Origin of the sequence: Bradyrhizobium sp. USDA 4538 (assembly GCF_024171045.1) — a bacterium.
GTDB classification, from domain to species: Bacteria; Pseudomonadota; Alphaproteobacteria; order Rhizobiales; family Xanthobacteraceae; genus Bradyrhizobium; species Bradyrhizobium australafricanum.
Genome location: NZ_JALJZE010000001.1, coordinates 8,837,430 through 8,859,590, shown reverse-complemented (window position 1 = coordinate 8,859,590; position 22,161 = coordinate 8,837,430). Strand labels below are relative to the sequence as shown.

Here is a 22,161-nt window from a genome sequence, read left to right as displayed (position 1 = left end):
TGGCTTCACGCCATGCGACGTCGCCTGGACCGGGCCAATCCGGGCCGACAGCTATCCCTTGAGCTTCTGACGGATATGGTCGATCGCCTCGGGGTTGGCGAGCGCCGACAGATCGCCGGGGTCCTTGTCTTCGAAGACTGCGCGAAGCACGCGGCGCATGATCTTCATGTTGCGCGTCTTCGGCAGGTCATCGACCAACAATACCCTTTCCGGGCGGTACGAGGTGCCCATTCCGTGCACCAGGGCCTGGGCAAGCTCTTCCGACAGCGCGCGGAGGTCTTTCGCACCAGGGCTCGGCACGCAAGCACAAACGATAGCGGAACCTTTGACTGGATGCGGGACGCTGAAGACGGCAGCTTCCGCGACCTTGCCGGTTGCGGTCAGCACGCCCTCGAGCTCTGCCGGACCGACGCGCTTGCCCGAAATCTTGAGGGTGTCGTCCGAGCGGCCAAGAATGTAGTAGAGACCGTCCTTGCCGCGCATGGCAAAGTCGCCATGCACCCAGATTCCCGGAATCGTATTCCAGTAGCTCTCGAGATAGCGCTGGTCGCCCTTCCAAAGGCTCTTGGTGAGCCCGATCGATGCATGACGCAGCACCAATTCGCCGACCTCGCCGTCGGGGACAGGGTTACCCGCCATGTCGACGATATCCGCGCCGACTCCGAGGGCCGGCCGGGAGAACGAACATGGGTTCATTGGATGGTTCGGGGTGCCGGTAAAGATGCAGCCGCCGACTTCCGTTCCGCCGGAGATATTGATGATTGGGATCTTTGACTTGCAGACGTGTTCGAAGAACCATCGCCACGGTGTCTCCGTCCAGGCCTCGCCGCCTGAAGCAGTCATTCGCAGACTCGAGAGATCGTACCGTTCGACCTCCTCGCCATGGCGCATCATGCCGCGCACGATGGTCGGTGAAACACCGAGATAGGTGACCTTGTGATCGGCGATCAGGCGCCAGAAGCGTCCCGTATCGGGATAATCGGGCGTCCCCTCGGCCACGAGGAGTCTGCCGCCAGCGAAGCTTGGAATGCAGGCGCACATCGCGCCTACCATCCATCCCATGTCGCTGAAGAAGAAAAACAGGTCCGTTGGCTTGAAGTCGCCGCAGATGATCATATCCCGCGTCACCATTGAGCCAATGAAGCTGATATGCGTCCACACGCAGCCCTTTGGTTCGCCGGTCGTACCCGACGTGTAAAGAAGGATGGCGGGATCTTCCGCGTCCATCTCGACGGTCGGAAGATTTGCTTCCTCCTTGGCGATCTCATCCCACCAGTGGTCGCGTCCCACCTGGATGGGGGTGTCGACGCCGAGCCCGCCGCGGTTTGCCACGATCACGTGCTGGACGGTTGGTGCGGTCTCCAGTGCCTCGTCGAGAACCGATTTCAGCGGAGCCGGCGCGCCTCGACGCCAGGTACCGTTCGCGGTGATGACGGCCTTCGCCTCACCATGGTTGAGCCGCGCCCTGATCGGGTCGGGACCGAAGCCGGAGAACAGGGGCATCACGATCGCCCCGATCTTCAGGATTGCAAAGAAAGCCATGAAGGTTTCGGGCAGGTTGGGCATGTAAATCGCGACGACGTCGCCCTTGCCGATTCCGAGCTTGCGCAGGCCCGATGCTAGCCGTTCGACAGCGGATGCGAACTCGGCGTAGCTCAGTCGCCGCTGCTCGCGTCTGTCTTCGCCTTCCCAGACCAGGAATGTCTTGTCCCAGACTTCAGTTCCGCGGTGCTTGTCGATGCAATTGAGGACGATGTTCGTGGTCCCGCCAACGCACCAGCGCGCCCACGGTTCGCCCTGTGCAAGATCAAGGATCTTCTCGGGCTTGCGATAGAAGCGAACGTCACAGAACCCGAACACTTCCTGCGCGAGCCAGGCTGGATCGATGTCGGCCTTGGCCGCCAGCGTGTCATAGTTCGGCTGCCCCGTGGCGCGAAGAAACGCGCTCAGGTTGCTCTTCTCCACCAGTTCCGCGGGGGGCGTCCAGAGATACGCCATCTTGCTTCCTCCTGCCTCAAGAGCTGCGCCATGTTCTTGAATCTGGCGTGCGGCGATGTATTCTAACAAATGTTAGAATTCAAGGAAGAAGATATCGTGGTTGAAAAAGAGCAAGTCAGCTATTCGGTCGAAGAGGGCATCGCGACCGTCACCATCGACCGTCCCGAACGCAAGAACGCGCTCTCGGTCGAGGCGATGAACGGCCTGACCGACGCCTGGGACAGGGTCGAAGCCGACGCCTCCGTCCGCGCGATCATCCTCACCTCAACAGATTGCGGGGTATTCTGCGCAGGGTTGGATCTGAAGCAGGCCGCAGAAATCCGGGCGAGGGACGGGGTGGATATCCTGACGCTGATGCGGGATCCCATGCAGCACGCGATGCAGAAGGTCTCCAAGCCCATCATTGCTGCCATGACGGGATCTTTGATGGCCGGCGGGATGATGCTTGCGCTGAAGTGTGACTTGAGGATCGGGCTGCGCGGCACCCGTGCGGGAATAACCGAGGTCAAGATGGGGCGCGGGTCCCCGTGGGCGGTGCCGATGCTTTGGATGGTGCCGCAGCCGCTGCTGATGGAGATGGTTCTGACGGGCGAGACGATCGCGATCGAACGGCTCGCGGAGCAGGGGTTCCTGAACTCGCTTGAGGACACGCCAGAGGCTGTGCGCGAACGGGCGCTTGAATTGGCGCGGAAGATCGTCGAGGGCGCACCACTGTCGGTCAAGGCGGCCAAGGCAAGCGTGCTTGCCGCAATGGACCTGGGGCTTGCACAGGGCCTCGTTGAGGCGGAGCGGCTGCATAAAGAGGTCTATGCCAGTCTCGATGCGATCCAAGGGCCGAAGGCGTTCGCAGAGAAGCGAAAGCCGGTCTGGCAGGGCCGATAGATTGCGATCAGGGCTTGTTGACGCCTTCGAAGATCAGCGTCTCCGTGCGACGGGCTAGTTCGAGCACGGCATCCCTGTTTTCCAGCCTGAACCATTCGATCGTCCAGTTGAGAGCGCCAATCACGAACATGCGCAATGGTACCACCTCCATGTCGGCGCGAATCTCGCCGGCGCGCCGCGCGTCGATGAAGAGCTGGTCCCAATATTCTGCGTATGCGCGCCGCAGCGGCCGGTGCGGCTTCTTCAGTTGCTCCGGCAGTTGCCCGTAGATTCGAATGTTGGCTGAGGTGAAGTCACTCGTCTCGAGGAGCGCGACGAGATGGGCTTCGATTGCAAGACCAATCTTGCGCCGGTGCGATACCTTTCCGGCACGTTCGACCGAGTTCTTCACGGTCTCGAACACGTGGCGGAGGCCGCGGTCCAGCACTTCGTCGAGAATCTGCTCCTTGGAGTCGAAATGGTAGTAAATGCTACCGGCCTTGATCTTGGCCCTGGCTGCGATCTGGCGCAGGGTGGTGGCTGAAAATCCCTGTCGGCGAAACAGCTGGGCCGCGGAATGCAGGATGAGGTCTCGCGACCGCTCGGATTTAGGGGTTGCGATCGCAGAGGTTTTTTCAGGCTCGGCCTTGCGCCCTCGGCTGGTGGATGGGACTTTCGGCCGGCGCGCCGCCGGCCTCGGGCCAGACCGGTCACCGGAACGCAGGGTTGACCGCACCGCCTTCATGCTTACCGCAAGCTCCATCTCGAAATATTGGCCTGCCGGCTCGTGCAACCAATGATCGCTGTCGAAGCAGATTCCGCTGCGTATGGCAACATCTGACAGAAGGCGTCAGCGATTGATCATTATCCATCGTCAGCCCTTTGCTCGGGCAGTGAGCGGGCCCCAGTGCTTTGCCTATGGTGCCGCTCGCTGGCGCCGTCCTGTTGAAATTTGCTCAACTTGGTCGGCAGTGGTTAGAACGAGAACTTAGGTTTTTCAATTGGTTAGGAGGTTGCGTGCGCACCGGGAGGTCAAGAAGAATCCGACGACAGTCAACGCGACAGCGCCCGCGCGCAATTATCGCGCCAGATAATTCCAAGAGTAATCGCCGCACCGTCACTCCGGCGGCTGCCAAGCGCACTTCGCTTGCTTACCGCTTCGCTGCTCTCGCAGTGCCCTTCGGGAAGCTGCGGGAAGACAATGACTCTTTGGACCCACGACGTGTTGATTGTCGCGACGGGGAGGCTTGTTTCGAACACCTGCTTAATGCTTGGTCAATCGGCCTCGAGAGGGGGACTGCTCTAGCGTCGCCGCCGCGCGCATAATTGAGTTAGCTGCGGCATCGATCGTCGCCGCGCGAAACGGAAGAATCTCGGCCTGTCGAGATTTCCTGAACGTCAATCGAGGTTTCAGAGCCCTGCGAATCGGGAGCAAATGGAAGTCCAAAAACGAGACATTGTCGCTTCGCATGCGGGCGGCAATCCGGCACCAGCGATACAAACAGCTATCGCAATTGCAGCGAGATGATCGATCCTCATGGCGATGGTCCTTGCATCGGCCCCATCAATCAACAGTACACTTTTGGAATTGGTTCCCGAGCGCGAGCGATTTCCTACCCGCGCCGGCGGAGCCCGTCACTCTGCAAGATCAATGCTTTGCTGCGGCTCTGTGCGCCCTAGACTCCTCATTCCATTTGCGATCAAAATTGGGGAACGAGATGCCTCGCCAGGACGTTAATTGGCCAATGAGACCGCCGCTCGCTGGTGAACAAACCGGCGCATGTCGCGGATAGCCAAAGGTCTTAGTAAAGACCCGCTGTCGTGAAAGCCAGCGCTCGCGCAAGATAGCCAAAGGCGGCGGTCTCCCGTTTTATTCAAATACGCCAGCCGCCCCCGAGCAGTTGCGGGGCGCGTATTGCGGCGTGATGGTTGCGTTTGTTCATTCCGAGCAGAGGTTTGTAATCCGCAGCCGCATCGACATCTACATCGACTACTTTTACAGATCGGGGAGATGCTGTGAGCGTCGCTGAAACCAGGGACGAAACTCTCACCCGCCTCAAATGGAGATCGACCGGGTTCGCGAGTTGTAAGAGCGTCGCTCTCAATGAGCCGGGAGCCGCTTCAAGAGCGGGTCGGATTGATAGATCGCCTGTCTTGGGGATGCTTGTCGATGGTCCTCTTCGCGGCAGCAATCGCTTCCTGCGTACTCTGATAGGTCATCGTCCTGACGGTTTGACCGCCCCCGAGAGGCGTGATCTCGACCAGGAAACCGCCACCAGGCTGTTCGATGACCACTAGTCGGTGCGCCGAATATTCGAGTTCGTCTGCCACGTCCGCGGTTCCAACCCTGTTTCCAGACAAAACCGCCGCAGGGTTCTGACGTTCCAATAGAGCAGGCTCGACCCACCGTCACCGCTCTCCGATCACGGCTCCACGATTATACGGAATGCGTTCCTTTGCGCGGCCATCGCTCGGGCTCGCTCCAGCGCCGCGGGGCCATGTCGGGGCCAGGATCGCCTACCTTGCAGACGGCAACGATCCGGCTGTACTGGTCTTTGTCTTTCGGACTGCAGATCACCGGTCGCTTAACCAGGTAGAGGAGAACGTCCAACGCGGTCGCAGATTGTTGCGCTTCTGAAGGCAGGATCGAGAAAAGTCGCGCCTGGAGAACGCCAATCGACAAGCAGTCGGTCAAGTACACACTGAGCGCCGTGCCTCTTGCTCCGACTTCACTGAATTGCAGCCATAGCAACGAAACACATGGACCGCTTCGTACTTGCCGACAGAGGGCAGCTCGGCCAACAACGTCATATGACGCCCGCAAGCGTCACATTTGCATGCGAGCGCTTCGATCTCTTGCCTGGACATTGTTGGCTTAGCGAACGTCCCCATGCGCTATTTGCCGAGGGAACGATCATGATCCTCAAAACACGCCCGTTGTATCCGTGCGAATACGGACACTTCGTTTTTAGCAATACGATTCGCGATCTTGATAGACCGTATGGGTCATTCACATGCTCCAAATGGGCTAAGCGTCCGGCGCAGTCGCAGTGTGTAGAATGTTGGACGTCAACATCTCATAGTGAGCGGCATGACGATCAAGACGCCTCATTTTCAGCCCGCGAAGACAAAGGACGGTCGCTGGTTTGTCGCCGTCAAGACCGGCAATGGGCCCGATTCCCACATCGGAGATTTCGATACGGAAGCCGACGCCGAGCGCTGGATCGCAACCAAAGCGAAGTATTGGCCCGGTAGAGAGAGAGCTGAAGCGCCGGGCTCCACTCTCCTCCGGCCCCAGGCGAGCGATCCTAGCTCAAATGGATCAGATGAAAGCGAATGGCCGCCTTGCAGTGCGAAACCAAGGCAGTCTCATTTACGTTCCCGACTGGTCGGCTATCGCTTCTGTTTGAGGCAGGGGCAATTGGAACTGGCCGGCAGGGGCCGTCCGCTTTCCCAAGTTACGGACGGCCCCAACTTCGGCATCACAAACCAGAACCCATCGCAGCGGCAACTACTGGACTTTGAAAAGTGGGCGATGAGCTCCCGTCTCCGCCGAGACGCGGTGTGGGGCAAAAGTAGTAGCGCGCCGCAGCACTAGAAATCCTGGTGGAGGAAATCTGAGGCGAAGCCGTAATGAGGAGAGCAGGTTGGCGGCTGGCTATTGCAGCCCCAGGACGCTTAGGAACAGTCAGCGTGCGGTGGACGTTGATGCTCAGGCAAAAAGCCTGTTGGTGCGTGGATCACGTACGAGCGTCGCGTACAGGCGCAAGGAAGCTTACATGGCTGACGAATTTTCCATGGCGCCGACCGCTACGCCAGAACAGCGAATAAATCAGGCATCAGAAGCGATCCGTCGTATGGCTGAAGACAACGTGTTCGAACCTCAACCGCAGCAGGAGCGGTGGCTGCATCATTTGAGCAAAGCGACGAAGGTGGCTCCGCTTCAATCCATTGCAGCCGCATTTCTGCTTGGGGTCGTCCTGGCTCGTCGCTAGTTGCAACATTGGTTGGGTGTAAAAAAGCGCCGCGACGGCATCCATTCGCAGGTCAGCTTCTCACTGAAAAGCGGTCGAACGCAGTCAGTATCTGGATCTGGATATCAACTTCCGCCTGATAGATCGTTTTCTGCAGGTATTCGATTTCGATATTCTGATTGCTCTCGTCGACATCGATGTACCACGACCGCGGCCGGCCGTCGGCGCCATCGCTCCAGCGATAGCCCCGCCGCTTGAGCGCGTCCTTGAGCTCGAAGGGGGACCGCTCGGCCCAGATCCTGATTGTCTTGCGGCGCGCACGCTCGAGCAGCATGGAGAGCACGGTGCGATCGAGCCGGGGCAGGTTGATCGCGAGGATCTCCAGCAGCGCCAGGCAATCGTCGACCGCTCGGTGCGCCTCATGAAACAGTCCGGCCTTCATCAGGAGGTAGGACAACCGCGAACCCTCGAACCCATGGCCGCGCCATTCGACCTCGCTGACCGAGCAGGCCCAGGCCTTGAGCGCGAAGAGTGCCGCGTAGCGCTCCATGAATTTGCGGTCGAAACCCGCATTGTGGGCGATAACCACGACCGCATCGGAGGCGAATTCGTTGATGCGCGCCTCATCGAGAGCATGGCCTTCGACCATCTCGTCGGTGATGCCGGTCAGCGCCGTGATCTCCGTGGGAATGGCGATCGACGGCTGGTTGAAGCAGCTGAAAGTATCTATGACCCGTCCGATCCTCCCGTCCGGAAGATAGGTGAACTTGACCATCCCGAGCTCGATGATCTCGTCGCGGGCCGGATCGAGGCCGGTGGTCTCGACGTCGAGCAGGACCGCGGTCTTGGTCGATTGCCCGTCGCTCGGCGTAAAGTCGGAGCGAGGAACCAGCCGGCGCAGCACCCGGTAGTCGGGTGACTGTTCCAGCATACCGGCGATCTCGGCGAGGGGCGGTTGAACGGTCATGTCGTGTGGCGGACGATCATTGGGTCGAAAGTTCGCCAGTCTAGCCGATCGGACCAGTCCAGGCACCGCAGTGCCTGTGGATAGTTTTGCGGTGCGCGTAGATGGCCGCCGCTCCGCATGGACTTCTCCGTGGAACCGGCGCGTCGGTATCTCCGATCACATTGTTCGGAAAAGACGAAATAGAACTGGACGGACCACCCAACTCGCTTTTCGCAGGGGACGCGGCTCGTGGGCAAGTACGATAGCGTCGTGGCGTTCGGCCAGAAGCGTGCACTGGTCGTCTGGACACGGCTGATCCTGCCGAACGGCAATTCGATCGTGATCGAGAGCCTTCCGGCGACCGACGTCGCAGGCTACGCCGGCCTTGAGGACGAGGTGGACTTCCACACCTGGCAGTTGCTCAAGGGCGTGGCCCTGGCGACTTTGATCGGGGTCGGGACCCAACTTTCGATCGGCAACGATGAGAGCGATCTTGTCAAGGCGTTGCGGGAGAGCACGCAGCAAACGACCAATCGAGCGGGACAGCGGCTGGTGGAGCGGGAGCTCGATGTGCAGCCGACAATCACGGTGCGGCCGGGTTGGCCGCTACGGGTGATTGTTTCGAAGGATCTGGTGCTGAAGCCTTATCAGGACGTTGAGACAGTTGCGAAGGGCAGGTGAGGGACGAAGCTTGCGAAGTTGCCTGACCGCAGTCCCGTGAAGATCACCATTGTGTTTACTCCGGTACTTGCGCAACGGCTACGAGAGTACGCTGATTTCTATGCCGAGACTTATGGCAGTCGGGAGGAGGTTTCCGAGCTGATACCATTTATGCTTGAGGCGCTTCTCGCGAGCGATTCGGAATTCAAGAGAGGAAAGAAAAAATCAGGATCGCTATAATATGAGCAGCAGGTCTTGACGGTTGATTCTGAGAATTGGGCTCGGTACTAGCTTGGGCGAGCGCAGTCTTAACATACTCTGTCGTCAGCCAGACGGTAAGCAATCTCGAAACAAGTGCTCTGGGTAATGGCAGCAGCGGCGCGCAAGGAAAATGGATGTGCGCCTTTCTACAACGAGCCAACCTCGCCCCGCGAGCGGGGCGAGGTACTCAGGCTCAGGTGCCTTCGAACTTGAACGACACGCTGAGCTTGGCGCGATAGGCCTCTACTTTTCCCTTATCGTCCAGTTGCATATCGAGTTTGACGACCTCTGCAACACGAAGGTCTCGGAGAGATTTTGCAGCTTGCTCGACCGCATTGGCGGCGGCTTTTTCCCAGGAGTCTTTGCTAGTACCGACCAGTTCAATGACCTTGTAAACGCTTTCAGCCATTTCGTTCTCCTGTTCAGTAAGAAGCAGGCAGCAGGTGCTCCCTGCCGTTGACGAATCTAGCACCAAGACGTCGGCGCTGATACACGCGTCGGCGAACTCGAGCGGCCGGCCGTGTTGGGTCAGCGGATACCGCGCGGTATCATGGCCTTGATCGTGTGCATGCCAATGATGCGAAAGCAGTCGATCGTCGCCAGCCGAATTGGACAGGACGCCGATACGCGCGCTCCCACGACCTGCCGGAGATCTCGTCGATGCTGACGTCGGCTCGCGCTGGCTTTGACCGGGGTGGTTTCCCCGCGCCGGACAAGCCTGGGTCATTGAGTGTCGACATTGCCCCACCGGGAGGAGCTACTGATGGATCGCAGATCCGTACGTTAAAGGAATAGCCGCGGGGTCAGTGCTCTAGCTAGCACTACTTTGGCAGATTGTTGATTTTGCCGCGTTTTATAGGATTCCCGAATCAATTTTTCAATGATTCATGGGTGGTCGGCTCTGGGAGGGCTGACCATGCCCGGATGGGAAGACGAACTCGAACGCTGGCTGATGCCGTTCTTGGACCGGCTGGGTCATAAGACCCGGCAGCGGATGTGTCCTCTGTATGTTGCGGGATTGATCGGTCCGGGCGATCGCAAGAGCGTTCAGCCGATGGCGGAACGCCTTGCCACGAGCAACTACGACCAGTTGCACCATTTCATTGCGGACGGTGTCTGGGACGCGACGCCGCTGGAGACAGAGCTGCTCAACCAGGCGGACCGACTTGTCGGCGGCAGGGATGCGGTGCTGGTTATTGATGACACCTCACTTCCCAAGAAGGGTGAGCGCTCGGTCGGTGTTGCGGCTCAATACGCGTCGGCTCTCGGTAAAACGGCAAATTGCCAAACGCTGGTGTCTTTGACGCTTGCTCGCGGCGAAGTGCCCGTGATGGTCGCGTTACGTCTCTTTCTGCCTGACAGTTGGACAAGCGACATATCTCGTTTGAAGCGCGCTCGCGTGCCAGTCGAACATCGAACGGCACGGTCCAAGCCCGAGATTGCTCTAGCCGAGATTGACCGCGCGATGGCAGCCAACGTGCGCTTTGGATGTGTGCTGGCGGATGCAGGATACGGCCTCAGCGCACCGTTTCGACAAGGGCTAACAGAGCGCGGGCTGACCTGGGCTGTCGGCATCCCTCGGCACCAGAAAGTGTATCCGGTCGATGTGAAGCTCATTTGGCCGATTACCAAAGTCCGCGGAAAACCACGAAAGCACCACGTGCCCGATATCTTATCGATTGCCGCAGAACAAATGCTCGCCAGCGCCAAATGGAAAACCGTGAGTTGGCGTAGCGGGACGAAAGGTCGGCTTAAAGCCCAATTTGCTGCTCTCCGTGTCCGGACCGCCGACGGCCCTCCGCAGCGGATATGGGATAAAGGTCAGCAGCATCTCCCAGGCGACGAAGCCTGGCTCATTGGCGAGCAACGTGCGTCCGGGGAGAAGAAATACTATCTGGCCAACCTTCCGGCGGCGACGGATCTGCGCACGCTGGCCGCCACCATCAAGGCACGGTGGATTTGTGAGCAGGCGCATCAGCAGTTGAAGGAGGAACTTGGACTTGATCACTTCGAAGGGCGATCATGGCAAGGTCTTCATCGCCACGCCTTGATGACAATGATTGCCTACGCCTTCCTGCAACATCGTCGCCTCGCATACGCGGGGCGGAAAAAAAAGAATCAACGGGCCTCCGCCTCAGCCAACCATGCCAGCCGTACGTCACGCCATCGTCGATCTCATCCTTCGGCCGCCGTCTCAGCAGTGCCCATATTGCCGAAAGCAGATCCGTGAAAAACAGCGGCGAAAACACAATCTGCCAAAGTAGTGCTAGGCCGTGTACCCATAGGCATGGCGGCGTGATGCGAGGAGGCAATGGGCGCTTTGCTCCTAGAGCGACCACGTTCGTGCCGCAGCTCGAGACCTCGCGATGGGCCACAAGTGGTCCATCAAACGCGAAGTTCTGCCCTCTCGGCATTGTACCGGCCCGGCGTCGTGCGCAGTTGAACTTCGGGACATGATCTATGTCAAAGGTCTTCCATTTTAGCCAACTAGCTTTCGAAGTGGCAAGTTGAGGAGTAAGCGAGCCGCCAATACGTTTGCTGTGCATTCTTCTCCCCTTGCGACTATTTCTCCCTGAGAACGGAGTAAGAAGGTGCTCAAACGGCTTCTGATTCCTCTGATCCTGTTGGCGTTTCTGCCGGTACGTTCCCCGGCTGTAGAAGATGTTGCCCGATCGCCAAAGATCCAGGAGGAAATCTGGGCACTCCCCTTTCCATTGCCGGCGCTTGCCTTCGTAGTAAGACCAGTTGGCGATGGCCCGTTTCCCCTCGTGATAATGAACCACGGGATTGCGCTGGGCGTGCAAGAACGAACAATGTTTCCGATGATCGAATACCAGGCCGCCGCACAGTGGTTCGCGAGCCGGGGTTATTTCGTCATCTCCCCGATGAGGTATGGAGCCAGCAGCCTTGATGACCAAGATCGGGGGATTTTCGGCTCGGTGTTTGCGCATGTCGGCAGTTGCGATAACCCGAACTTTCGAGGACCAGGCCTCGCCATCGCCACTCTGAATGAGTGGGTCATCGATTATATGAGCAAGAAGAAATTCATTCGGCCCGGCAAGGTCGTCGTCGTGGGTCAGTCGGGCGGGGGCTGGGGATCGATCGCTCTCGCGAGCCGCAACCCGTCATCGGTTCAGGCCATCATCACCTTCGCGGCGGGACGTGGAGGCAGAGTAGACGGCAAGCCCAACAACAATTGTGCTCCCGATAAGCTCGTCGCCGCTACAGGCGAGTTCGGCCAGACAGCGCGCGTGCCGATGCTGTGGATAACCGGTCTCGCCGAGACTTTACATCCAGCCTCACCGGAGACGTGGAAGTTGTCCTTCCAGCTGACCGTCTTGAAAGTGCTGGCCGGTCAGCCCGCCGGGCGAGCCTCTGTCGCCGAAATCCGGCATGCGGTCGAAATACTGATGAACAGCGGCAAGGATTGGACCGATCGCATGAAGCGATTGGCCGAACAAGCACCTGGTCTGAACATCTTCTCGGCCAGATTTGTGCTTCGCGATGCGGACGGTTGGGAGATCACGGAAGAGGGGCGGCAATTCCTCGGTGCCCTTCAGACAGCGGTCGCTGTTCGAAGGTCGCCGCTTCGCCCAGTCGACGATCCGCCAACGAGCGAGTCCGCTTCAACAAATGCGACGAAACTGTCTGATCCTCCTCGCAGGCACCGTCGCAGTGGTTCGCGGCGCCGCCGAGGGAAAAGTCGATCGAATCGGCGTACAGCGTGAAGCGCTTTGGCTGACTTCGTCGTTAGGAGAAACGCAACATTTCTCGCGCAGCATGAATCTTATTTGCATTAGTTATTGATGGGCACGGACATGATTGCTCTTCCGGACAGACGAAAGTCTGTGCGCAATCCATCGCTGGACAATGCGTTGATCAGATTTCGTGAGTTGTCATTGTGCTGTGTCGTGCGCGATGTCACAGAGCGTGGTGCAGCGCTCAAGGCAGAAGATCCGCCATCCCCCGTTCCTGATCAATTCACGCTTATCGTTCCGCCGAGCAAAACTTACTCGTGCAACGTTGTTTGGCGCGAGGGCGACTGGGTTGGTGTCTCGTTCGTTGCGTGACGAACTCCTCCCGGGATGCGCGTAAATTGCGTTGAAAACCCTTGGCGATGTAATCTGCTTCACACGCGACCCTGCCTGACTCGCACTATCCTGCTGTAATTTCAGCGGGACACCATGGACGACGAGTTTTGCAAAGAGAGAGCGCGGACTGTGCGGGCGCTTGCCGAGCAAGCTGATCCCTTCATCAAGAAGCGCTTGTTGCAGCTGGCCGATCACTACGAGCGGCGTGTCGTCATTCAGCCGGACGATGCCGATTGGGATCGGGCAGATCTGCCGGCGCTGGGCTCGCCCGTCCGGCCATCGTGACCTCCTCGTCAATCAATTGCCGACACCAGCGCGACGCCATGTTCAAGCGCGCGCTGAAACAGGGGCTTCAGGCGTTGATCGGCCAATATGGCTTCGCCGGGTCTGAAGTCCTTCGCCACGCGCCATTCGAAGCCTGCGTTTGGTAGGGGCAGCTTCGCAGGATCCAGGGCGTAGGCCGTCCGGCCGGGACCTTCAGCTCCTTGCTCAACGAATTTCTGAAGCCGGTTCATGTGTCCCCCTGATCACCAATTACGGCAGCCTGCCATGCCTGGAGGAGGCCAGCAACGGAGGACGCCATTGGTGAGGAAGCTGGAGGGTTCTTCCCGTTCGGTTCGACGATGGCCGCCTCCTTATCCGCTCCGGTCACGTTTCCAACGGGTCGGAATGCATTGCGGCCCCGAGGACACGGCTTACACTTGGATCGCTCCGATGCACGGAGCGGTAAGGTAAGGGTGTCTATGTCCGGATTGATCCTGCACCACTACGACTTCTCGAACTATTCGGAAAAGGTTCGCGTAGCTCTGGGCTACAAATCCCTGGAATGGTCGAGCGTAATCGTTCCGCCCGTGATACCGAAGCCGGATCTGACGGCTTTGACTGGCGGTTACCCGTACCGAGCGTGAAGTCGGTTGAGCGTGCCGCGGCACGCTCCGCTCCGCTCGTCCGAACGCAAATGCCTTTCATCGAGGATTTGCTCGCTGACGGACGCCAATGGATTTGCGGAACGAACGTGACTGTAGCCGACCTCGCAATCTTCCATGCGATGTGGTTCTTGACGGATCAAAGTCCGCGCCTGTCTCACGAATTCGATCGCTTCGAACGCCTGCGGGAATGGATGTTGCGAATGAAAGGGTTCGGCCACGGGCGGTCGCAAACCATGACCGCGGGCGCAGCAATCGAGATAGCGCGGGCCTCTTCGCCTTCTGCGCCGCGGGCCTCCGTGCTGCAGCCAGAAGATCCAGAGCTCGGAAGCCTTGTCGAAATTCGAGCCGCCGACTACGCACGGGATGCTATCGCCGGAACGCTTGTGCTCGTTGACGACGACGAACTTGCAGTTTCACTCCGCGGCGACCGAGCAGGGGATATCGTCGCGCACTTTCCCCGCATCGGCTTTGAACTGAGAGAGTCTCCCTAGACGGCATCTGTCTGGTGCTGTTCCTGTGAGGCCCGGCCGCGAGCGGCTCGCCATCGCCGGCCGGATACGCTTTCGTCAAGATCCGTTACAAGCTGCCGCGATCCGATCGAAGCGCGCTGATCGGCACTCCCGTCGATCGCGGATCCGAATAAACGACATATCGATTGCGAGGGTGGCAGGGCCGGCACCTTCCTTCGCTCGCTTCCTGCCGTACTCGATCAGCCGTGCACGATCGAGCCGGGGAAGCTTCGTCAATCCGAGATCCTCCTTAAGCGCCTCCAAGACGGCCGCCTTGGATCGGCGGGGAGGGCGGCCGACTTCGTGCATGTCCTCAATATGCAGATCGATGATGTCGCCGAACGTTTTAGCCTTGACGGCAGCGGCGGCTTGGGGGACCCGCTGCGATCAATGCTGCGCTCCATTTCGAGCGCTCAGTCCTCACCGTCCTTGCGGCGGCGAAAGGTCTCTGCCACGTAGCGGTTCTTGCGGCGGACTTGGACCCGCCAGTTCCCGGAAGGCAGCTGAATGAAGCTGGCCACGGCCGTGTGCACTCCTTATTTCGTGTGCGCTACGTGTGCACTGACGGGTCAAAACGGGTACAAACGTGTGCAATTTCGGCTAGTTTGGAGTGCACATGTTCATGGTTCATCCTGTTGAAGCGTAAGGTAAATAATTGAAATCGCAAGACTATCGCTTTTCTGTGGCCCCCATGATGGATCGGACTGGCTGATCTTAGACGGCATTGCGCGATGTGGGAGTGCGTTAGCTCAGCTTGGACGAAGCTACGAGTTCGCGTTCGCATCTTTCGCGGTCATCGTACAGCCGACGGGTCCGGATTCAGCACTAACCTGGTGGTTCGCGACTGCTGGCCAATCGGCCGTTCGGGATGTACCCATATCATGCGGCTTGAGCCGCTCTAACAGTTACAGCGTCGCTTCCAGTTTTGATGGCGATCGATTTGCAAGGACGCTCACGGCAACCGCGATCGGCGCAAGCAACCGGTGTCGGAAGGGGTGTCCTGTCAACCATATTGTTTTTCCTCACGGAATTGGACCGGCGGTTTGAAAAACTACGGTCTGAGCAACGGCCCATACGTAATGCACAGGTGCGCCCGGCCGGCAACGTGCGATGAGCGTGATTAGGCGGGAAGGTCGTTTCTAGCCTAGGTGACCCTTCGTTCAGATCGCTCCGGTAGGCTGACACTCTCAATGCTTGGCTGAATTGCCTGAGGTGCTGCGGATGCCGATAACGCAACCGCTTCTTTACCACTTGGCGGCGTCATCCAATGGACAGCTCGATCTTTCCAGGCTTGCCGTGAGCGCGACCAGCTCGTGCTGCCGGCGCGCGCCCGTTTTGGCAAAGATTGTTTTCAACTCGCGACGTCCCGTTTCCTTTGCAATCCCGAGGTTGTCACAGATTGCACTCAATGCCTCACCCGTTGCCAGCCTCGCCGCAAGCCGCGCCTCCGCGGGTGACAATCCAAATGCAGCACGCAAAGCGGTTTCTTGCGGCTTCGAGCGAGCGCCTGGTTCCACGAGGACGATGACGGCATGGCAGTCCGCGAAGACGTGCGCAGTGATCTTTGCGAGCTTCATGGGGTACGCGAGTATCGGCGGCAGTTCCCGACGTGGCATTGGAATTGGCGGCATCAGGGCAACATCGCCGGCATTCCAAAGCAAACGATGCAGGGCGCGCTCGATCGCCGCAGTGGCAGACGGATCAGCGGAAGTCAGCCGTCGAGCGCAAATTCGGATGTCTCCGGTTAGCAATCGATGGGCCAACCGATTTGTTCGGATGACCTCTGCACGCCGATTGAGGAGGACCGCGGCCGTTTGGCTGACGTCGAACGCTTCCAATGCGGCGTCAGCGGCGGCAAAACCCAGCGCACTGGATACCGCTGCATTGGCAGATAACGATCTCGATAGGTGAGCCAGTCTCGATTTCTGCGCGGCCGAAAACGGATCCTGGTGCTGGCCGCGCTGAATCGATAGGCCCCAAACATCGTCCCCGCAGGCGATTTTCACACACGCGAACCATCTAAGACCCAAGGGTGCAAGAAACTCTTGATAATAAGGAAGGTGTTTCATCTGATCGGACGTCACGCAATCGAGATCGTCTATAACACTGTCCCGCAGGAGCGTTGCCACACCGCGAAAGCGTTCGTCGCGCTTATGCCACCCATCTCTAAAATAGACCTCGGTAGCCCGTGTCAATCCCTCGCTGGACGGTACATAGGGGAGATGCTCTCCTGAAATCGGCAGCAGGACGGCTCCGCGGCTCTCTGTTTGCTCCGTTACTACATCGAGAGCCTTTGACCAAAGTGAGGGATCTACCGCGGCGGCGGCGAAAGCCTGTTCTACGAGAGTGAGGTCCCAGGCATTCATACTCGCCCCCCAATCTCCAATCGAAAAATGCCTTTCTGAACGTAAAGCGGGACAGGCAACTGGGACCAAATGATCCCTTCGCCGCAATATCTCTTACGTATTACTCCCTTCTTGATGATGATTCCCCACAGCTCGGGCAGCAGCTAAGGGCCAAGGAGGGAAGTCCGAAGTCAGGGCAATGCGACATTCTGTCCTCATGCCCCAAATGGGGCAAGACAGCTCAGGGTAGAGAGCCGCTAATTAAAGAGATGATGATTGCAGGCAAGCCCCAGCACTCGGAAGCGCGTTCATCAATTCGTTGTTTTGTCTGACCGTCTTTAGGCTTCTTAGCCAGGGCAAAACGCGCTCGGAATTCGAAAAGTGCGATCGCGCAGCATGGGTCGCAATAGAGCTCGCCAATAAAAAAAGCACTGATCGCATTCCACCAACAGACGGTTTGATGAAGGAGCGATTTAGCCCTTTCGGGAGCGATAACATTTGAGGGGCAGGCGATGGCGACGGATCTCGATGTGACCTCAACGGGCTTGAATGGCCTCGTCGCGTACAAAGAACGAGATCCTGCACTGAAGCTTGCGCAAAACGCAGTGCTGAGCGCATCCGGGAACTTCGGAGGCCGGACACTAGCTACGAGCGAAGTGATCTCGCGTGCCAATGATGGCGATGGCAAAATGAAGAACGGTCACCACGCTGATATTGCGTTCGCGGCAATCAAAGCGACTGACGTCAACCACGCGCCCGTCATTGATCTTAATGGCATCGCGGCGGGCACATCGGCAACGCTTCACCACAATGCTGGAGACGCGCGAGCGCGGTCCGCTTTGGCGCGCGTGAGAAACTCGGAGGCATAAAATGACTGTCACAGGACTCGATGGATCATCCGTGACCAATCAGAACGAGCCGCCTGAGCTGCTCGGACCGGGCGCTGGTGCCGTGGCCTTTTATACCTTCGACGATACGAGCGGTGGAATCGCCCGCGACCAGCAAGACAATCATGACGGCACGATCATTGGCGCAGCGCCCGCGCCGGGGCGCACCGGCGATGCCCTGCAGTTCAATGGGTCGCAATACGTCAGCGTGCCGGACTCGCCCGACTGGACGTTCGGCGGCGACGACTTTTCGATCGTGCTTTGGGCCAATTTCAGCTCAGCGCCCGGCGGCCCCGCGGGAGCTCCCCAAGGGGGCGTTCTCGTGGCTCACGATGAAGGCGGGGGCGAAACAAACAAATGGTGGATTGCCGCCTATTCGGGCAATCTCGGCGTCCACGTGAACAGCCCCACGCTCGGGCCACAATTCTTTGCGGAGACGCCGTTCAATCCCGTGCCGGGCGAGTGGTATTTCATCGCTCTGACCAAATCCGGCTTGTCCTATCAGCTGTACGTCAATGACCAACTGGGCGGCTCCGCGATCCAAACCTTCGCCATTCCGGACGCGAACGCACCGCTGACAATTGGGCAGGGTGAAGGCTTCTATTTCAACGGCATGATCGACGGGCTTGGAATCTATCACCGTGCTTTGTTGCAGGATGAACTGCTGGGGATCTATCAACGCGGCGCAGGCGTGCCCGATGACGCGACCGCAGTCTCGATCGCTGAGAACACGACTGCGGTCACGACGGTAGCCGCGACGGATCCGGACGCCGGACAGACTCTGATTTACTCGATCGCCGGTGGCACCGACGCCAACCTGTTCGCGATCAACGCTGCGACCGGCGCACTGGCCTTCGTCGCGGCGCCGGATTTCGAGCAGCCCACCGACGCAGGCCATGACAACATCTACAATATCACTGTTCAGGTGTCCGACGGTGCCGGCGGTACTGACACTCAGGCCATCGCAGTGACAGTGACGAACGTGGACGACATCGTCCCAACGATCGGAAGCATCACGCGCAACGACGCTGCGACCACCAACGCCCAAATGGTGAATTACACGGTGACGTTCTCGGAGCCAGTGACGGGTGTCGACGTCCACGAGTTCTCGCTGGTGACATCAGGCGTGTCGGGCGCCAGCATCGCGAACGTGGTCCCGGTGGTCGGGAGCAGTGGTACACAATACACGGTCTCGGTGAGCACCGGTAGCGGCGATGGTGCGGTTGCGCTTTCTTTTGTTGGGTCGAATGTGCACGATCTGGCGGGGAATCCGATCCCGGGCGGCACGTTCCAGACAGTCCAGACTCTCAGTGGCGGGATGGTCGGCCATCTCACGGCGGGCGATGTCAACGGCGATGGGCACCAGGATCTCGTTTCTGAGAATGACACCGGCGGCGTCGCTGTCGCGCTTGGTAACGGCGACGGCACGTTTGGTGCGCCGACTGTATTTCCTGCGGGTGACGCCCTTAATGGCATCACGGTCGGCGACGTGAACAATGATACCTTCGCAGACATTATCGCCTCAAACTCCAATGCCGGGACTGTGTCGATCCTGCTGGGTACCGGAGATGGAACGTTTGCAGCGCCAATAACAGCTGCTGCCGACGTGCCGTTCCCGTCGGACGCCGACCTTGGCGACTTTGACGAGGACGGCTATGCGGACCTCGTTCTAAAGGGCTCTCTGCTATTCGGGAATGGCGACGGCACATTCCAATCACCCGTCCATCTGCCGACGGTCAATGCCTTCATCTCGGCCGTAGGCGACCTCGATCACGATGGGCATCTGGACATCATCAACAGCAGCTTCGGTACCGGCGTTCAGGTCTTCCTCGGCAACGGTGACGGGACCTTCGCGGAGGTCGCGGGTCTGAGCGGTCTCGGATATTGGAGCCTGCTGGCGGACTTCAACAACGATGGCGATTTGGACATCGCCTTCACCGAATACAACGGCTCGCTGATGGTAGCCCTTGGCAACGGTGATGGCAGCTTCCAGCCTCAGATGTGGTCACCCATTCCCAATGGAGGCGCCGGGTCCATCGTGTCGCAAGACGCAAATAGCGATGGCAACACGGACCTATTGTACTATGACGCAAATGATGGCGGCGCCTCCTACGGGATCTCCTTGCTCTTGGGCAACGGCGACGGGACTTTTCAAGCCCCGCACTTCATTGCCAACGGCGGCACTCTTTCGACTCGGGCCGATTTTGATGCTGATGGCAGACCGGATATCGCCGTTTACAATGCCGGTGTGAGCACCGTCATGCTCAATAGGCCCCCGACCGTCGTGGGCCCGGCTTATACGATCGACAAATTTGATGCACCGACGACCGGCGCGGCCTCGGTCGTCACAGTCGAAGATGTTACCCATACTTTTGCACTTGCGGACTTCCCGTTCTCCGACAGCAATGATGCTTGGTCGCACAGCCTGACCAATGTGATAGTCACGTCGCTGCCCACATCGGGGACGCTTTTTTATGACGGGCAGGCAATCAGCGCAGCGCAGGCCGCTGCGGGCTTCGCCGTTTCGAGCGCCGACATCGCAGCCGGCAAGCTAACTTATGCGCCACCGGCCAACGGCAACGGAGCGGGCCTCGCCTCCTTCTCATTCCGCGTGCAGGACACCGGGTTGCCGGCTGCCGGGACATTGGCGACCTGGACTTTCGACGGCACCGCCGCCGACATCTCCGGCTACGGTCGCAATCTGACGCTCAATGGCGGGGCCAGCTTCGCCACCGGATTGTCGGGGCAGGCCCTCAGTCTCGATGGCGCAAAGGCGAGCGGCGCCATTCTCAGCACGGCCCCCGCGGCGTTCGATCTTGCGGCGAACGATTTCACGATCCAGGTGTGGACAAAGTTCAACGACTTGAGCCACGAGTCCGTGCTGATCGAGAAGTGGACCAACGATTCGGGGCCCGGCTGGACGTTCACGCGGCTCGACGACGGCCGGCTGCAGTTCTATGCCGCGGGCGTCGCCATCCTCACGACAGGTCCGCTGCCGATCGATACCGGGGTTTGGCACCAGTTCGTTGCCGAACGCAGCGGTGATACTTTCAGTATTTTCCTGGACGGCGCCTTAGTCATGAGCGGCACGGGCTCTGGCGCGATCATTGCGTCGCCAGCGCCACTCCTGCTCGGTGGACGCAATGCCGGGGATCCGCGCAATTTCACGGTCGATGGCGAGATCGACAATGTCGTGATCCTGAATCACGCTTGGTCAAGCGAAGAGGTTGCAGGCAATTGGAACGGCGGCGCCGGAATCGTCATCGGTCAGAACCTTTCGAACTCCGCAACGATGACCATCGGCGTCACATCCGTCAACGACGCACCGACCGGCCAACCTTTCATCAGCGATGTCACACCGACCGAAAGCCAGGTGGTCTCGGTGTCGCGGGGATCGATCGATGACCCGGACGGAACTACGACTTCCGTGTTCAGCTACCAGTGGCAAGCATTCAACGGCACCGTCTGGAGCGACATCGCGGGCGCGACCAGTTCGAATCTTGTGCCGAGCCAAGCGCAAGTCGGCCAAACGCTTCGCGCAGTCGTTAGATTTACGGACGACTCTGGCACGCCGGAAGCAGTCACCTCTGATGCGACCGGAATCGTCGGAGACCTCGTCACTGGCAACAACTCCGCCAATGTTCTAACCGGCACGGCAGCCGAGGACATTCTTAATGGCCTTGGCGGAAACGATACGCTCAACGGGCTGGCTGGCAATGATGTGCTCAATGGCGGAGCCGGAAACAACCGGCTTAATGGCGGTACAGGCGACGACGCCATGACTGGCGGCACTAACAACGACACCTACGTCGTCGACAGTCTTGGTGACACGGTGATCGAAGCAGTTGGCGGAGGCACAGATACAATCGAGACGACGCTCAATTCGTTCTCGTTGGTCAGCCTTGCCAACCTTGAGAACCTGACTTTTACTGGAGCCGGGGACTTTATCGGGACGGGCAATGCACTGAGCAATACGATCAGGGGAGGCAACGGAAGCGATCGCTTTGTCGCGACCATTGGCGACGGCAATGACTCTTACTTCGGCGGCAATGGCATGGATACCATCGACCTGTCCGGGACCACGGCTGCAGCGACCGTCACCGGCAGCATCGCAACAAGCGCCCAAATCGGCAGCGATACGTTGAGCGGTATCGAAAATATCATCGGCAGCCAGGGAAACGACCAGATCACCGGCACCGGCGGGGCGAACGCGATCGAGGGCCGCAACGGCAACGACATCATTAATGCCGGCGGCGGCGACGACCGCGTTGTCGGCGAGGCGGGTAATGACACGATGGACGGCGGCGGCGGCAGCGACACCTTCGTGTTTGCACCTGGCTTCGGCAACGACAACATCAATGCTTTCGACGCCAACCCGATCGGCGGGCAGGACTTCCTCGACATTTCGGCAATCGGGATAACGGCCGGCGATTTTGCCACCAGAGTCGCCATTGCCGACGTTGGGACCGATACACTCGTCACGATCGACAGCGACCCAAGTCAAACGATCCGATTGATTGGCATTGGCAACGCCACAACAGTTACGCAGTCTGACTTCTTGCTCTAAGCGGGATCGCGGTTAGCCTAACGACGAAGCCCGCCGACTTCGGTCCTAGGGCTGATGCAAGCGATGACCGTGGATTTCGACCGTGGCTTTTCACACGACGACGGCAAAGCGCAATGTCATCAATGTCGTTTAG

General features: G+C 59.1%; 19 protein-coding genes and 1 pseudogene. 13 read left to right on the top strand and 7 right to left on the bottom strand.

Features of this window, described 5'->3' with window-relative positions; genetic code table 11:
* Window positions 1–51: 51 nt before the first annotated feature.
* A complete protein-coding gene (locus J2R78_RS40915) occupies window positions 52–2,067 on the bottom strand; it encodes an AMP-binding protein (RefSeq protein ID WP_253609211.1) in 2,016 nt (671 codons plus the stop codon).
* On the opposite strand from J2R78_RS40915, the gene J2R78_RS40910 reads away from it, so the two are divergent.
* Window positions 2,068–2,880 (top strand): enoyl-CoA hydratase/isomerase family protein, encoded by an 813-nt coding sequence (locus J2R78_RS40910; RefSeq protein WP_253609210.1) that lies wholly within the window; start codon window positions 2,068–2,070, stop codon window positions 2,878–2,880. It abuts the gene before it with no gap.
* A gap of 7 nt (window positions 2,881–2,887) precedes the next feature.
* On the opposite strand, the gene J2R78_RS40905 is transcribed toward J2R78_RS40910, so the two are convergent.
* Both J2R78_RS40905 and J2R78_RS40900 read right to left on the bottom strand, forming a co-directional pair.
* Window positions 2,888–3,652: a TetR/AcrR family transcriptional regulator gene (locus tag J2R78_RS40905; RefSeq protein WP_253636042.1), complete on the bottom strand. Its 765-nt coding sequence runs from the start codon at window positions 3,650–3,652 to the stop codon at window positions 2,888–2,890.
* Window positions 3,653–4,980: 1,328 nt separating this feature from the next.
* On the bottom strand, window positions 4,981–5,190 hold the full coding sequence (locus J2R78_RS40900) for a hypothetical protein (RefSeq protein WP_253609208.1): 210 nt from the start codon (window positions 5,188–5,190) through the stop codon (window positions 4,981–4,983).
* A gap of 760 nt (window positions 5,191–5,950) precedes the next feature.
* Between J2R78_RS40900 and J2R78_RS40895 the strand changes: the two genes are divergently transcribed.
* Both J2R78_RS40895 and J2R78_RS40890 read left to right on the top strand, forming a co-directional pair.
* The gene (locus J2R78_RS40895) at window positions 5,951–6,457 is read left to right on the top strand and encodes a hypothetical protein (protein ID WP_253609207.1); all 507 of its coding nucleotides are present in this window, start codon (window positions 5,951–5,953) and stop codon (window positions 6,455–6,457) included.
* Between the two features lie 181 nt (window positions 6,458–6,638).
* On the top strand, window positions 6,639–6,854 hold the full coding sequence (locus J2R78_RS40890; protein WP_253609206.1) for a hypothetical protein: 216 nt from the start codon (window positions 6,639–6,641) through the stop codon (window positions 6,852–6,854).
* A 52-nt stretch (window positions 6,855–6,906) separates the two neighbouring features.
* Here the strand turns inward: J2R78_RS40890 and J2R78_RS40885 are convergent, their stop codons facing one another.
* Complete coding sequence (locus tag J2R78_RS40885) at window positions 6,907–7,800, bottom strand: 3'-5' exonuclease (protein ID WP_253609205.1); 894 nt, start codon at window positions 7,798–7,800, stop codon at window positions 6,907–6,909.
* A 213-nt stretch (window positions 7,801–8,013) separates the two neighbouring features.
* Between J2R78_RS40885 and J2R78_RS40880 the strand changes: the two are divergent.
* A pseudogene (locus tag J2R78_RS40880) lies at window positions 8,014–8,460 on the top strand (TrbI/VirB10 family protein); the annotation flags it as partial.
* Between the two features lie 18 nt (window positions 8,461–8,478).
* Window positions 8,479–8,679: a DUF2274 domain-containing protein gene (locus J2R78_RS40875; protein ID WP_256558753.1), complete on the top strand. Its 201-nt coding sequence runs from the start codon at window positions 8,479–8,481 to the stop codon at window positions 8,677–8,679.
* A 214-nt stretch (window positions 8,680–8,893) separates the two neighbouring features.
* Here J2R78_RS40875 and J2R78_RS40870 read toward each other — a convergent pair whose 3' ends face one another.
* Window positions 8,894–9,109, bottom strand: coding sequence for a dodecin family protein (locus J2R78_RS40870; protein ID WP_253609203.1), 216 nt, complete (start codon window positions 9,107–9,109; stop codon window positions 8,894–8,896).
* A gap of 471 nt (window positions 9,110–9,580) precedes the next feature.
* Here J2R78_RS40870 and J2R78_RS40865 point away from each other — a divergent pair, with 471 nt between their 5' ends.
* The 4 genes from J2R78_RS40865 (at window position 9,581) to J2R78_RS40855 (ending at window position 13,076) form a co-directional block, all read left to right on the top strand.
* On the top strand, window positions 9,581–10,930 hold the full coding sequence (locus J2R78_RS40865; protein WP_253605578.1) for an IS701 family transposase: 1,350 nt from the start codon (window positions 9,581–9,583) through the stop codon (window positions 10,928–10,930).
* A 361-nt stretch (window positions 10,931–11,291) separates the two neighbouring features.
* Window positions 11,292–12,428, top strand: coding sequence for a hypothetical protein (locus J2R78_RS40860; protein ID WP_253609202.1), 1,137 nt, complete (start codon window positions 11,292–11,294; stop codon window positions 12,426–12,428).
* 78 nt (window positions 12,429–12,506) lie between these two features.
* Complete coding sequence (locus tag J2R78_RS45485; RefSeq protein WP_375167096.1) at window positions 12,507–12,770, top strand: PilZ domain-containing protein; 264 nt, start codon at window positions 12,507–12,509, stop codon at window positions 12,768–12,770.
* A 114-nt stretch (window positions 12,771–12,884) separates the two neighbouring features.
* A complete protein-coding gene (locus J2R78_RS40855; protein WP_253609201.1) occupies window positions 12,885–13,076 on the top strand; it encodes a hypothetical protein in 192 nt (63 codons plus the stop codon).
* Window positions 13,077–13,084: 8 nt separating this feature from the next.
* Here the strand turns inward: J2R78_RS40855 and J2R78_RS40850 are convergent, their stop codons facing one another.
* Complete coding sequence (locus J2R78_RS40850; protein ID WP_253609200.1) at window positions 13,085–13,306, bottom strand: hypothetical protein; 222 nt, start codon at window positions 13,304–13,306, stop codon at window positions 13,085–13,087.
* A gap of 108 nt (window positions 13,307–13,414) precedes the next feature.
* Here J2R78_RS40850 and J2R78_RS45480 point away from each other — a divergent pair, with 108 nt between their 5' ends.
* Window positions 13,415–13,699: a glutathione S-transferase N-terminal domain-containing protein gene (locus tag J2R78_RS45480; protein WP_375167095.1), complete on the top strand. Its 285-nt coding sequence runs from the start codon at window positions 13,415–13,417 to the stop codon at window positions 13,697–13,699.
* A complete protein-coding gene (locus J2R78_RS40845; RefSeq protein ID WP_253609199.1) occupies window positions 13,618–14,211 on the top strand; it encodes a glutathione binding-like protein in 594 nt (197 codons plus the stop codon). The genes J2R78_RS45480 and J2R78_RS40845 overlap by 82 nt, the downstream gene beginning before the upstream one ends.
* A 1,262-nt stretch (window positions 14,212–15,473) precedes the next feature.
* Here J2R78_RS40845 and J2R78_RS40840 read toward each other — a convergent pair.
* The gene (locus J2R78_RS40840) at window positions 15,474–16,595 is read right to left on the bottom strand and encodes a helix-turn-helix transcriptional regulator (RefSeq protein WP_253609198.1); all 1,122 of its coding nucleotides are present in this window, start codon (window positions 16,593–16,595) and stop codon (window positions 15,474–15,476) included.
* A gap of 491 nt (window positions 16,596–17,086) precedes the next feature.
* On the opposite strand from J2R78_RS40840, the gene J2R78_RS40835 reads away from it, so the two are divergent.
* Both J2R78_RS40835 and J2R78_RS40830 read left to right on the top strand, forming a co-directional pair.
* Window positions 17,087–17,443 (top strand): hypothetical protein, encoded by a 357-nt coding sequence (locus J2R78_RS40835; RefSeq protein ID WP_253609197.1) that lies wholly within the window; start codon window positions 17,087–17,089, stop codon window positions 17,441–17,443.
* A gap of 31 nt (window positions 17,444–17,474) precedes the next feature.
* A complete protein-coding gene (locus J2R78_RS40830) occupies window positions 17,475–22,028 on the top strand; it encodes a LamG-like jellyroll fold domain-containing protein (RefSeq protein ID WP_253609196.1) in 4,554 nt (1,517 codons plus the stop codon).
* Window positions 22,029–22,161 lie beyond the last annotated feature (133 nt).